This is a genomic window from Streptomyces sp. 135 (assembly GCF_020026305.1).
In the GTDB taxonomy this organism is placed as follows: domain Bacteria; phylum Actinomycetota; class Actinomycetes; order Streptomycetales; family Streptomycetaceae; genus Streptomyces.
Window position 1 is genome coordinate 3565403 of the sequence record NZ_CP075691.1, and the last position, 12460, is coordinate 3577862.

Genomic DNA, 12460 nt, shown 5'->3' on the forward strand with positions numbered 1-12460 from the left:
CGCTGCCATACTTACGTCGCCGTAGGTTACGGAACCGTAGGAAACGGTACCCGTACCTGTGCACCTTCTCTCCTACCTTGATCCTCGACCCCCAGGGGACGTGCCCATGACGACAGCTTCCGATGCGCCCACCGAGACCGATGTGACCGACGACGCTCCCGCCCCGCGGGACGCGTCCTCCACCGAACCGCTTCCCCCCGCGACGCTGGGTGGTGAGCAGAAGCGGTCCGTCGAACAGCTGACGCTGCTCCTGTTCATCGTCGTCCCCTTCCTCGCCGTGCTGGCGGCGGTACCGCTGGCGTGGGGGTGGGGGGTGAGCTGGCTGGATCTCGGCCTGCTCGTCTTCATGTACTACCTGGGGTGCCACGGCATCACGATCGGCTTCCACCGCTACTTCACCCATGGCTCCTTCAAGGCCAAGCGGCCGCTGCGGATCGCGCTGGCGGTCGCCGGTTCGATGGCCGTGGAGGGCCCGGTGGTGCGCTGGGTGGCCGACCACCGCAAGCATCACAAGTTCTCGGACGCGGAGGGTGACCCGCACTCGCCGTGGCGCTTCGGTGAGACGGTCCCGGCCCTGATGAAGGGCCTGTGGTGGGCGCACATCGGCTGGATGTTCGACGAGGAGCGGACCTCGCAGGAGAAGTACGCGCCGGACCTGGTCAAGGACCCGGTGATCCGCCGGATCTCGCGGCAGTTCCTGTTCTGGACGATCGTCTCGCTGGCAATTCCGCCGCTGGTGGGCGGTCTGGTGACGATGTCGTGGTGGGGCGCGTTCACGGCGTTCTTCTGGGGCTCGCTGGTGCGTGTGGCGCTGCTGCACCACGTCACGTGGTCGATCAACTCCATCTGTCACGCGGTCGGCAAGCGCCCCTTCAAGTCCCGTGACCGCTCCGGCAACGTGTGGTGGCTCGCGGTGCTGTCGTGCGGCGAGTCCTGGCACAACCTGCACCACGCCGACCCGACGTCCGCGCGGCACGGCGTGATGAAGGGCCAGCTCGACTCCTCGGCGCGGATCATCCGCTGGTGCGAGCGGCTCGGCTGGGCGTACGACGTGCGGTGGCCGTCCAAGTCGCGCATCGACTCCCGCCGACAGCCCCAGGGCGCTGACGCGGCATGATGGACGACGTGGCGACCGACTCCAGCAATTCCAGCCCTGCCGGCAAAGAGAAGCAGCCCCGGCGCACCCGCCGGACCCGGATGACGGGTGCCGAGCGCCGGGAGCAGTTGCTGGACATCGGCCGCACGCTCTTCGCCTCGAAGGGCTTCGAGGGCACGTCGGTGGAGGAGATCGCGGCGAAGGCCGGGGTCTCCAAGCCGGTGGTGTACGAGCACTTCGGCGGCAAGGAGGGTCTGTACGCCGTGGTGGTGGACCGGGAGATGCGTCAGCTCCTGGACATGGTGACGAGCGCGCTCACCGCCGGGCACCCGCGGGAGCTCCTCGAACAGGCCGCCTTCGCCCTGCTCGACTACATCGAGACGTACACGGACGGCTTCCGCATCCTGGTCCGCGACTCGCCCGTGGCGCAGTCCACGGGCACCTTCGCCTCCCTCATCTCCGACATCGCCACGCAGGTGGAGGACATCCTGGGCCAGGAGTTCAAGGGCCGCGGCTTCGACCAGAAGCTGGCGCCGCTGTACGCGCAGGCGCTGGTCGGCATGGTCGCGCTGACGGGCCAGTGGTGGCTGGACGTCCGCAAGCCGAAGAAGGCGGAGGTCGCGGCGCACCTCGTGAACCTGGCGTGGCACGGCCTGGACGGCCTGGAGCCGAAGCCGCGGCTGATAGGCCACAGAAAGAGCTGACGGCTCCGGCGGGCGGGGAGGTCGTGTTCAGCTGCGCGTGATCTCCTCGCCGATGGCGAACCCCTTGGCGGGGCCGCTCGCAATGACCGCTTCGGTGCCGTAGGGCACGCGGTGCGTCTCTCCGTAAGTCGCCTTCTCCGGGTCGGGCAGCGACAGGACGTGGACGGCGCCGTCCTCGTCGAAGTCGTCGACGATCACATAGACGGGGACGCCCGCGGGGGCGTACTCGCGGCGCTTGCGGACCCGGTCCCGCTCGATGTTGCGGCGGCCGGGTGACACGACCTCGATGACCATGGGGACTCCGGAGGCGTCGACGCCGAGGTCTTCTTCGTCGGGGACTTCGTCGAGGTCTTCGGGGGCTACGAAGAGGTCGGGAATCCATGCCTTGCGGCGGTGGATGACGTTGCCGTCCTGGTAAGGCGCGTGACCACTGCCCCGCAAGTGGCCCTCCAGGGCCCGGCGGAGGCGGTTGATCAGCACCGGATGACGACGGCGACCGGTAGGCGACACCTCGATGGCTCCCTCGATGATCTCGGCGCGGTAGCCCTCGGGGAGATCCATGGCCTTCCACGCCCGCCACAGAACCTCGTCCAAGTCGAATGCCCGGTTCATCGGCAGCACCTCCTCCCTCAGTGTGGACGCGGGTCTCACGAAAGCCCCACGCGATGCCCCGAAAGAGCGACGTCAGGCCAGAGGTTCGAGGAATTCGAGCCGGTTCCCGACCGGGTCCCACGAGTAGAACCGCCGGTGTCCCGGCAGGTTCTCGTCCCACGTCACCTCCGCGCCGAGCGCGGCCAGCCGGTCCGCGTACGCCTGGATGCCCCGCACCCGCAGCCCCGGGTGCGCCTTCCTGGCAGGCCTGAAGTCCTCCTCGACGCCCAGGTGCAGCTGTACGCCGCCCGCCGCGAACCAGCAACCCCCGCGCGCCGCGAGGGCAGGCGGCTTGGGCGTCTCCGTCATGCCGAGTACGCCGACGTAGTACGTACGAAGGACCGGTTCGCTGCCCGGAGGTGCGGCGAGCTGGACGTGGTCGACGGCCACCAGCATCAGCGTCCGCCCCCGGTCCGCGCCACCACGAAGATCCGCCGGAAGGGGAAGACCGTGCCCCCGGCACCGGGGGTCGCCGGGTAGGCCTCGCGCAGGAGGGCGCGGTACTCGCCCAGGAAGGCCTCCGTCGCCTCCTCGTCGTCCGCGAGCGCCGTCAGGACCGGGCGCAGGCCCGTCCCCTTGACCCAGTCCAGGACCGGGTCCTCGCCCTCCAGTACGTGCAGGTACGTCGTCTCCCACGCGTCGACCTCGCAGCCGAGCCCCGCCAGCCGCTCCAGATACGCCCCGGGCGTCAGCACCGCGTCCGCGTGCCGCAGGCGCCCGCCGAGCCGCCCCCGCCACCGCGCGGACGCGCACAGGTCCCGCATCAGCACATGGCTGGGGGCGTCGAAGTTGCCGGGCACCTGGAAGGCGAACGTACCGCCGGGCGTGAGCGCGCGGAGCCAGGCGGGGAAGGAGTCCGCGTGGCCCGGTAGCCACTGCAGGGCGGCATTGGAGACGATCAGGTCGTACGTTCCCGGGTCCGGCGCCCAGTCGGTGGCGTCGGCGGGGGCGAAGTCCAGGCGGCCGCCGCCCGGCGTGGGTCCCGCGTACCGCTCGGCTTCGGCCAGCATGTCCGGGGAGTTGTCGAAGCCGGTGACGTGCGCGTCGGGCCAGCGCCGGGCGAGCAGCCGTATGACGTTGCCGGGCCCGCACCCGAGGTCGGCGACGCGTGGCGGGCGGCCCTCGGGGCGGGGCGGATCGGGGACGCGGGCCAGCAGGTCGGTGAAGGGCCTGGCGCGGTGGTCGAAGTGGCGCAGGTACTGCGGCGGATCCCAGGTGGCGGCGGTCGCGGCGGCGGACATGGAGAGCCTCCTCATGGACGGCGGCGGCAGGTGTTCACACCCCTCGCCCCGTCATCCTCACCCGCAAGTATCTTGACGTCAAGAGACTTCACGTCGACAGACCCCCTACACTGATCGTCATGGAGGACGAGGTCGATCGGCTGGTCGCGGCGTGGCGCAGAGAGCGCCCGGACCTCGACGTGGAGCCACTCGAGGTGCTCAGCCGCGTGAGCAGGCTCGCGCGCCATCTGGACCGGGCCCGCAGACTCGCCTTCTCCGAGCATCAGCTGGAGCCGTGGGAGTTCGACGTCCTCACCTCGCTGCGGCGCGCGGGCGCGCCCTATCAGCTCTCCCCCGGCCAGCTCCTGACGCAGACCCTCGTGACGTCCGGGACGATGACGAACCGCATCGACCGCCTCGCGAAGAAGGGCCTCGTCGAGCGCCTGCCCGATCCCAGCGACCGGCGCGGCGTGCTCGTGCGCCTCACCGCCGAGGGCCGGGACCGCGCCGACCAGGCCCTGGCCGGACTCCTGGAGCAGGAGCGGGCGATCCTCGGCGAGCTCTCCCGCGCCCAGCGGGGCGAACTGGCCGGCCTGCTACGCCAGTTGACCGCCCCGTTCGACAACATCCCCGGTTAGGTCGACCGGGCCGACACCGGCCCGGCGGGCGAGTGCGACCGCCGCGAGCGTGGAGTGGACGCCCAGCTTCCCGAGCACGTTCTGCATGTGCGTACGCACCGTGTGCGGGGAGAGGAAGAGGCGCTCGGCGACGGCCTTCCTGCCCAGGCCCGCCACCATGCAGCGCAGCACCTCGCGCTCGCGCGGGGTCAGAGACTCCACGAGGCGCTCGGACTCGGTGCGGTGCTTGCGGGCGGCGGTCAGCTCACGCAGGACGCCGGTGAGCAGGGCGGGCGGCAGATGCGTCTCCTCGCGGAGCACGCCCCGGATGACGGTGAGCAGACGCGAGAGCGAGCAGTCCTTGGCGACCCAGCCGCAGGCGCCGGCCTGGAGCGCGAGGGCCGCGCGGCGCGGGTCGTCCTTCTCGGCGAGCACCACGGTGCGCACGGCGGGCTGGCCCGTGCGGACGCCCGCGACCAGGGAGATGCCGTCGACGAGCCCCTCGGCGTTGCCGTCCTGGACGGGGACCGCAGGCCGGCTGCCGTGCAGGGCGCTCGCGGTGGCGCCGAGGTCGGCGTCGACCAGCAGCACGTCATATCTGCGGCCCTCGGCGACCGCTCGCTCCAGGCAGCGCAGCGCGGCCGGCCCGCTGCCCGCCGCGGACACCTCCACGTCGGGCTCGGCCGCCAGCGCCGCGGCCAGCGACTCGGCGAAGATGCGATGGTCGTCGACGACCAGGACTCGGATACGAACCACAGAAACCCCCTTCCCCGCGCTCCCGCAAGGAGCAGGGGATACCCCCGTCGGACACGTCGGGGAACGATCCGCGCGGGTACGGCGTCCGGGACAGGGGTCGCCGCGGTCGCACGGCCGCCGCCGCGCGTGCCCGCGCCCACCCCCATGCCGGGCGTCGTACCCGACTGTCTCGCCCCCTGATCGGCGCCGGCCCCCACCGGCACTGTTCTTCAGAGTAGGGCCGCACGCCGGGAGCGGAAGGTGATTTGCAGAACTGATTGTCCGGCGCGTTTATGGTGAGCCGTATGTTTCGCATGGAGACAGGAGTCGACAAAGAGCGGCTGTCCCTGCTTCGTTCGCGGCTCGCCGCGACGAACGCGGCGGCCTCCCCTCGGCTCCGCGCGCTGCGGGGCACGGCCGACGACCAGGAACTCCCGCTGGCGCTCTGGGCGTTGGACGCGGCGGGTGATCTCGTGGCCGGTCTCGCCGGGCACACCTGGGGCCGCTGGCTGCATGTGGACCTCCTCTGGGTCGACGACCGCTGCCGCGGCGCGGGCCTCGGCACCCGGCTGCTCGCCGAGGCGGAGCGGGTCGCCCGCGAGGAGCGGGGCTGCGTGGCCTCGCGGGTGGAGACGTGGGACTTCCAGGCGCCGGGTTTCTACCGCGGCCAGGGGTACGAGCTGGTGTGTGTGATCCCCGACTACCCCGAGGGCGTCAAGGAGTTCACGCTCACCAAGCGGCTGGTCTGAGGGCCTGGCCGGGCTCACGACGCGACGCCGAGGGCCAGGGCGCCGACGACTGGCGCCGCGTACACCAGGGGGAAGGGGATGTGCGCGTACCAGCGGGCCCGCACCACGGTGATCACGGCTCCGGTGAAGTACAGGACGAGGGCGATGCCGGCCGCGACCCCGACGAACGGCACGGCCAGGCCGACGAGCAGGCCGACGGCGCCCGCGGCCTTGGCGGCGCCGAGCCAGGGCAGCCACGTCATGGGGATGCCGTAGTCGGCCATGGGCTGGACGACCCACTTCGAGCGGAGGAAGACCGAGGCGGCCGAGAAGCCGGTCATCGCGGCGGCCAGGATGGTGACGACGACGTGCGCGGTGGACATCAGGATGCTCCTCAGCTGGCAGGCGCCGGGGCGCGTCCGCGCCCCGGCCAAGGGGTTGTTCACTGCCATGACGAGCCGCTCCGCGGAAGTGTGACCGCTCGGCGGGAATCAGATTTCCCTGCGGGCCCCCGCCGACGCCACCGCCGGGAAGACCCGGGGCGCCGTGCAGCCCGCGGCGGTGAAGGCCGCCAGGACGGACGCGGTGACCCGGTCGGCGTCGTCCGTCTCGACCAGGACGATCGCCGAGCCGCCGAAGCCGCCGCCGGTCATCCGGGCACCCAGCGCGCCCGCCGCGTTCGCGGTGCTCACCACCAGGTCCAGCTCCGGGCAGGAGATGCGCAGGTCGTCGCGGAGCGAGGCGTGGCCCTCGGTGAGGACGGGGCCGATCGCGCGGACGTCACCGGCGTCCAGGAGGCCGATGACCCGCTCGACGCGGTGGTCGTCGGAGACGATGTGGCGGACGTAGCGGCGGACCTTGTCGTCCGGCAACTTGTCAAGGGCGGCGGGCAGTTCCTCGTACGCGATGTCGCGCAGGTGGCTGACGCCGAGGGTACGGGCGCCTTCCTCGCAGCCGGCGCGGCGCTCGGCGTAGGCGCCGTCGCCGAGCGCGTGCTTGACCCGGGTGTCGACGACGAGGAGCCGCAGGCCCTCGGCCGCGAGGTCGAAGGGGACCTGGCGTATGGACAGGTCGCGGCAGTCCAGGTGCAGGGCGTGGCCCTCGGCGCAGCAGGCCGACGCCGTCTGGTCCATGACGCCGCAGGGGACGCCGACGAAGGCGTTCTCGGCGCGCTGGGCGAGCACGGCCAGTTCGGGACGGGTCAGCCCGAGGCCGAACAGCTCGTCGAGGGCGAGCGCGGTGACGACCTCCAGGGCGGCCGACGAGGACAGTCCGGCTCCCGTCGGGACCGTGGACGCCAGGTGCAGGTCGGCGCCGGTGACGGGGTGTCCGGCGTCCCGCAGCGCCCAGACGACCCCGGCGGGGTAGGCGGCCCAGCCACCGTCGGACAGCGGGGTCAGCTCGTCGACGCGCAGTTCGGCGAGCGGGGCGTCGAGATCGGCGGAGTGCAGGCGCAGGACGCCGTCGGTGCGCCGGGAGACTGCGGCGACCGCGGTGTGCGGCAGGGCCAGCGGCAGCACGAAGCCTTCGTTGAAGTCCGTGTACTCGCCGATGAGGTTGACACGGCCGGGGGCCGACCAGACCCCGTCCGGCGCGTACCCGTACAACTCCTCGAACCGCGCGGCGACTTCGGCTGCCGTGGCCATCGACAACTACCCCTTTCGCTGGGCGAACGCCCAGGCGTCGGCGACGATGCCCGCGAGGTCCGGGCGGGACGGGTGCCAGCCGAGCTTCTCGCGCGCGGTGGCGGCGGAGGCGACGAGCACCGCCGGGTCGCCGTCGCGGCGCGGGGCCGTCACCTCGGGGACGGGGTGCCCGGTGACCTGGCGGACGGTCTCGATGACCTGGCGCACGGAGAAGCCGTTGCCGTTGCCGAGGTTGCAGATGAGGTGCTCGCCGGGGGTGGCGGCCCGGACGGCGAGGAGGTGGGCCTCGGCGAGGTCGGCGACGTGGATGTAGTCGCGTACGCAGGTGCCGTCGTCGGTGGGGTAGTCGTCGCCGTAGACGCTGATCGCCTCGCGCGTGCCCTGGGCGACCTGGAGGACCAGCGGGATGAGGTGCGACTCGGGGTCGTGGCGCTCGCCGAACTCGCCGTAGGCGCCCGCGACGTTGAAGTAGCGCAGCGAGACGGCGGCCAGGCCGTGCGCGGTGGCCTCGCCGGTGATCATGTGGTCGACGGCGAGCTTAGAGGCGCCGTAGGGGGAGGTGGGGGCGGTCGGGTCGGTCTCCGTGATGGGGGTGTTCACGGGCTCGCCGTAGGTGGCGGCGGTGGAGGAGAAGACGAGCCTGCGCACGTCCGCGTCGCGCATGGCGGCGAGCAGCGCCATGGTGCCGCCGACGTTGTTGTCCCAGTACTTCTCGGGCTTGGCGACGGACTCGCCGACCTGCGAGAAGGCGGCGAAGTGCAGGACGGCGTCGAAGGAGGAGTCCAGCCATTTGGCGGCGTCGCGGATGTCGCCCTCGATGAAGGCGGCGCCGGCGGGGACGCCCTCGCGGAAGCCGGTCGAGAGGTTGTCGAGGACGCTCACCTCGTGGCCGGCCTCGATCAGGTGCTGGGCCACCACGCTTCCGACATAGCCCGCGCCACCGGTGACCAGGTACTTACCGCTCATGAACTCGCTACCTCTCGCAGTCGCTCGGCCGCGGCTTCCGGCGGCACGTCGTTGATGAACACGCTCATGCCGGATTCGGAACCCGCGAGGAACTTCAGCTTGCCCGAAGTGCGGCGGATCGTGAAAAGTTCGAGGTGGAGGGCGAAATCGTCACGGTTGATCCCGTCATGTCCTTCCAGGGCCGTGAAGGGCGCCTGGTGCCAGGCGGCGATGTACGGGGTCGGGTTCTCGGTCTGCCCGAAGATCCGGTCGAAGCGCCTCAGGAGTTCCAGATAGATCCGCGGGAACTCCGTGCGCGCCCCCTCGTCGAGCCCGAGCAGGTCGGGTACCCGGCGCTTGGGGTAGAGGTGCACCTCGTAGGGCCAATGGGCGGCGTAGGGCACGAAGGCCACCCAGTGCTCGCCCTCCAGGACGACCCGCTCGCCCGCGCTCTCCGTGGCGACGATGTCGTCGAAGAGGTTCTGGCCGCCCGAGGCCTCCTTGAACGCGGCGAGCGAGCGCAGCATCAGGTCGGTGCGGGGCGTGACGAACGGATAGGCGTAGATCTGCCCGTGCGGGTGGCCGAGGGTCACGCCGATCTCGGCGCCGCGGTTCTCGAAGCAGAACACCTGCTCCACGGACGGCAGATGGGAGAGCTCGGCGGTCCGGTCGGTCCAGGCCTCCAGGACGAGGCCTGCCTGCTCGGGGGTGAGGTCCGCGAAGGACGAGGCGTGGTCGGAGGTGAAGCAGACCACCTCGCAGCGGCCCGCGTCGCCCGCGAGCGAGGGGAAGCGGTTCTCGAAGACGACGACGTCGTACGAGGAGTCGGGGATCTCGGTGAGCCGGCCCCCGGCGGAGGGGCACAGGGGGCACTCGTCGGCCGGCGGGTGGTAGGTGCGGCCCTGGCGGTGCGAGGCGATGGCCACCGCGTCGCCGAGGAGGCGGTCCTCACGGACCTCGGACGTCGTGGAGACGGGCCCGAGCGGGCGCCGGTCGACGGCGTCGCGGACCGTGTCGTCGCGCACGTCGTAGTAGATGAGCTCACGACCGTCGGCGAGCCGGGTCGAGGTCTTCTTCACGTCCGGGACTCCTCACCACCCACACCAAACAGAACCGCACACAACAAACCACAAGCAAACAGCTTCGTCAATCGTCGCAGTGTGCGGGACCGGTGTGGCCGCCCCGTCTCGTCAAGATCGTGGCGCAGAACGCGGCGCCCCGTGCCGCTCAGCGCGGTGACTCGGGTCCCGTCCGCCCGGCCACGTCCTCGATGTCGGCGGTCGGCTCCGCGTACGTCGGTGCCGGCCGCTCGGCGCGGTCCAGCAGGCCCGTGCGCGCGGCGAGCGCGGCGGCCTCCAGGCGTGAACCGACGCCCAGCTTCATCAGGACCCGCTGCACATGCGTACGCGCCGTGCTCGGCGCTATCCCCATCCCGGCCGCGATCAGCCGGGTGTCCTCGCCGTCCGCCACCCGCACGAGCACCTCGACCTCGCGGGGCGTGAGCATCTGCAACAGGCGCTGCCCCTCGTCGTCGGGCTGCGCGGCCGGATTCAGCAGCTCGCTGAAGGCTCCTTGCAGCAACTGCGGCGCGACGGCGGCCTCCCCGGCGCGCGCCTTCATGATGGCGCGCTCCACTCCTTCTATGCGCTCGTCATGGCGTACGTATCCGGAGGCGCCCGCCGCGAACGCCGCGGCGATCCCGCGCGGACTGGGCACCGGGCCGAGCACCACGACCGCCACCTGCGGGCGCTCCCGCTTGATCCGCGCCACCGGGTCGAACATGCCCGGCTCGGCGGGCGTGGCCGTGCCCAGGAGGCAGACCTCCGGGGCCCTGCTGATCACCAGCTCCGCCGCCCCCGCTGCGGGCGCCGCCGCGGCGAGCACCCGGTGCCCGCGCAGTTTCAGCGCCGAGGCGAGCGCCTCGGCGAGCAGTCGGTGATCGTCGACCACCATGAGCCGCACACCCATAGCAACCCCCCACCTCCCCCAGGCCCCCCGGCCCTTCATCTCCCGGAAGCTACACGCTTGTTCGACGTTGCGCGCCCCCTACCCACCAGATGCGGCCCGGAATGCCGAAATCCCTGCCATTCGGGGGTGATTGGGGTTACTGGGCGGCGCGATGACGACGGCAGCCGCCCCCTCGTGCTCCGAGGGGACGGCCGCCGTGCGGGAACGCGGGACTACTTCGCGACGAATCCGAGCGCGACGTACTCCTTCTCGCCCTTCGAGTAGGGCTTGCTCAGCAGCTGCTTGCCGAGGAACAGACGCCCGTCGGCGTAGACCAGTTCGTTCGACTTCGGGACCATGCCGCTGATCGCGCTGGTGACCGACTCCGAGGAGGGCGTCTCCAGGAGCTTGGTCTCCTTCATCGTCTTGCCGTCGAGCGAGACGATCTGGGCGCCCTTCTGGTAGCCGTGCGCCTTGTACGCGATGACGTTGCCGCCGTCCATGCGGAGCGGGAAGATCTCGCCGTTGTCGCCCGCCATGGCGCGGTCACTGGTCGGCTTGCCGGTGGCCAGCGAGAACGACACGATCTCGTTGGTCCGGTTGTAGCTCTCGCCGCTGCCGTCGTGCTGGCGCGTCGGGACGTACAGCCGGTCGTTGCCGACCGTGATCGACGTGCAGTCGTTGACCATGTTGACGCCGCAGTCGTGGTCGTACTTGCCGTCCTCCAGCGAGATCTTGGCCCGCAGCTTGCCGTTGCCGCCGAGGGCGAAGACGTCCGTGGCGCCGCTCGCGGTGATCTCGGTGGTGTCCTGGCCGAAGACGACCGGGTTCGTCGAGATGATCTTGGCGTTGTCGATGCCGTCGGCCAGCGGGTACGTCCACTTGTCGTCGCCGGTCTTCGGGTCGAGGAGCTGGATCTTCAGCTTCTCGTCGCCGTACGTACCGCACTTGCGGACCGCGACCAGCTGGTCGCCGCCGGCGTAGCCGACGTCCTCGCACTTGCCGACCTTCGGCGTCCACAGGGACTTGCCGGTCACGTCCCAGGCGGCGCCGCCGCTACTGGTGCCCGCACCGGCGGCGATCGTGGTGCCGGAGATGGTGACTTCCTTGAACGTCGCCTTCACGCCGTTCGTCTCGACGCTCTCGGTCCAGAGCTTCTTGCCGGACTTCAGGTCGATCGCGGAGACGTTGGAGCACTGCTCGTAGTCGCCCTTCTTGTTCCGCTCGGCCTCTTCGGTGACCACCGCGGCGACGCCGTCCTCGGTCATCTCCCGCGACATCGCGCAGACCTGGCCGGAGAGCGGCACCGACCACTTCTCCTTGCCGGTGTCGAGGTCGTAGCCGTTCACTTCGCCGACGCCCGACTTGACGTAGGTGTCGTCGGTCAGCAGCGAACCGGGGACCTGCCAGATCTGGTCCTTGGGGATCGCCGGCTGCGGCAGCTGCATGACCACCTTGGCCGAGGGGTCGGCCGGGGCCTTCTCCTTGGCCGGGCCCGCGTCGGGCAGCGTGCTGCCGCCCTTGCCGCCCTTGCCCTTCCCGCCGCCCTTGCCGTCGGACTCCTGGGCGGTGTTCTTGGAGTCGTCGTCCTTCGACGAGGAGGCGTACCAGACGCCGCCGCCGACGATCAGCGCGATCGCGACGACCGCCGCGACGATGATCGCCATCTGGCCGCTGAACTTCTTGCCGCCACCGGAGCCGGAGCCACCGGGCTGCGGCTGCATCGGCATGGTGGGCGGCTGCTGGTAGCCCTGCTGGTACGAGGGCTGCTGGTACTGCGGCGGCTGCTGGTACTGCGGCTGGGCGGGCTGCGTCGGGTAGCCGTAGCCCTGCGGGGCCTGAGGTGCCTGAGGAGCCTGAGGAGCCTGAGGAGCCTGAGGGTAGCCGTAGTTCGGCTGGCCGGCCGGGGGCGTCGGCGGGGCCTGCGGCGGCGGTCCCGCGGGGGCCGGGGGCGTGGCGGGCGGCGGGGTCTGCGGGTAGCCGTAGGACGGGTCCGGGGCCTTGCCGAAGCCTCCGGGCGGAGGGTCCTGCGGGGCACCGAAACCGCCGGGCGGGGGGTCCTGGGGCGCGCCGAAACCGCCCTGCGGGGGTTCGTTCGGCGGCTGCTGGGGCGGCTGGGGCGGCTGGCTCATGGGGTCGTCGATTCCTTGGGGACGCTGAGGGACATGAGG

14 protein-coding genes are annotated in these 12460 nt (G+C 71.4%); 4 read left to right on the top strand and 10 right to left on the bottom strand.

The window, feature by feature from the left end:
* Nucleotides 1–106 precede the first annotated feature (106 nt).
* Complete coding sequence (locus KKZ08_RS15945; protein ID WP_223775084.1) at nt 107–1117, top strand: fatty acid desaturase; 1011 nt, start codon at nt 107–109, stop codon at nt 1115–1117.
* Nucleotides 1114–1800 carry a TetR/AcrR family transcriptional regulator gene (locus KKZ08_RS15950; protein WP_223775085.1) on the top strand — a complete coding sequence of 229 codons (687 nt, stop codon included), beginning with the start codon at nt 1114–1116 and terminating at the stop codon, nt 1798–1800. Before KKZ08_RS15945 ends, KKZ08_RS15950 begins: the two co-directional genes overlap by 4 nt.
* Nucleotides 1801–1827: 27 nt before the next feature.
* Here the strand turns inward: KKZ08_RS15950 and KKZ08_RS15955 are convergent, their stop codons facing one another.
* From KKZ08_RS15955 to KKZ08_RS15965, 3 genes are all read right to left on the bottom strand, one after another.
* Nucleotides 1828–2412: a Uma2 family endonuclease gene (locus tag KKZ08_RS15955; protein ID WP_223775086.1), complete on the bottom strand. Its 585-nt coding sequence runs from the start codon at nt 2410–2412 to the stop codon at nt 1828–1830.
* A gap of 72 nt (nt 2413–2484) precedes the next feature.
* Nucleotides 2485–2847 (bottom strand): VOC family protein, encoded by a 363-nt coding sequence (locus KKZ08_RS15960; protein WP_223775087.1) that lies wholly within the window; start codon nt 2845–2847, stop codon nt 2485–2487.
* Nucleotides 2847–3692, bottom strand: a complete 846-nt coding sequence (locus tag KKZ08_RS15965) for a trans-aconitate 2-methyltransferase (RefSeq protein WP_223775088.1) — start codon at nt 3690–3692, stop codon at nt 2847–2849. The genes KKZ08_RS15960 and KKZ08_RS15965 overlap by 1 nt, the downstream gene beginning before the upstream one ends.
* Nucleotides 3693–3811: 119 nt before the next feature.
* Here KKZ08_RS15965 and tamR point away from each other — a divergent pair, with 119 nt between their 5' ends.
* Nucleotides 3812–4309: a MarR family transcriptional regulator TamR gene (gene tamR / locus KKZ08_RS15970; protein ID WP_127909867.1), complete on the top strand. Its 498-nt coding sequence runs from the start codon at nt 3812–3814 to the stop codon at nt 4307–4309.
* Here tamR and KKZ08_RS15975 read toward each other — a convergent pair.
* Nucleotides 4268–5044, bottom strand: a complete 777-nt coding sequence (locus tag KKZ08_RS15975) for a response regulator transcription factor (RefSeq protein ID WP_223775089.1) — start codon at nt 5042–5044, stop codon at nt 4268–4270. The genes tamR and KKZ08_RS15975 overlap by 42 nt on opposite strands.
* Nucleotides 5045–5328: 284 nt before the next feature.
* On the opposite strand from KKZ08_RS15975, the gene KKZ08_RS15980 reads away from it, so the two are divergent.
* The gene (locus KKZ08_RS15980; protein ID WP_223775090.1) at nt 5329–5772 is read left to right on the top strand and encodes a GNAT family N-acetyltransferase; all 444 of its coding nucleotides are present in this window, start codon (nt 5329–5331) and stop codon (nt 5770–5772) included.
* A 14-nt stretch (nt 5773–5786) separates the two neighbouring features.
* On the opposite strand, the gene KKZ08_RS15985 is transcribed toward KKZ08_RS15980, so the two are convergent.
* The 6 genes from KKZ08_RS15985 to KKZ08_RS16010 form a co-directional block, all read right to left on the bottom strand.
* A complete protein-coding gene (locus tag KKZ08_RS15985) occupies nt 5787–6134 on the bottom strand; it encodes a DoxX family protein (protein WP_223779073.1) in 348 nt (115 codons plus the stop codon).
* A 108-nt stretch (nt 6135–6242) separates the two neighbouring features.
* Nucleotides 6243–7397, bottom strand: a complete 1155-nt coding sequence (gene galK / locus KKZ08_RS15990) for a galactokinase (RefSeq protein ID WP_223775091.1) — start codon at nt 7395–7397, stop codon at nt 6243–6245.
* 6 nt (nt 7398–7403) lie between these two features.
* Nucleotides 7404–8363, bottom strand: a complete 960-nt coding sequence (galE, locus tag KKZ08_RS15995) for a UDP-glucose 4-epimerase GalE (protein ID WP_223775092.1) — start codon at nt 8361–8363, stop codon at nt 7404–7406.
* Nucleotides 8360–9421 (bottom strand): galactose-1-phosphate uridylyltransferase, encoded by a 1062-nt coding sequence (gene galT, locus KKZ08_RS16000; RefSeq protein ID WP_223775093.1) that lies wholly within the window; start codon nt 9419–9421, stop codon nt 8360–8362. Before galT ends, galE begins: the two co-directional genes overlap by 4 nt.
* 148 nt (nt 9422–9569) lie before the next feature.
* Nucleotides 9570–10310, bottom strand: coding sequence for a response regulator transcription factor (locus KKZ08_RS16005; protein ID WP_223775094.1), 741 nt, complete (start codon nt 10308–10310; stop codon nt 9570–9572).
* Nucleotides 10311–10522: 212 nt separating this feature from the next.
* Nucleotides 10523–12421, bottom strand: coding sequence for a PQQ-binding-like beta-propeller repeat protein (locus tag KKZ08_RS16010; RefSeq protein WP_223775095.1), 1899 nt, complete (start codon nt 12419–12421; stop codon nt 10523–10525).
* Nucleotides 12422–12460 lie beyond the last annotated feature (39 nt).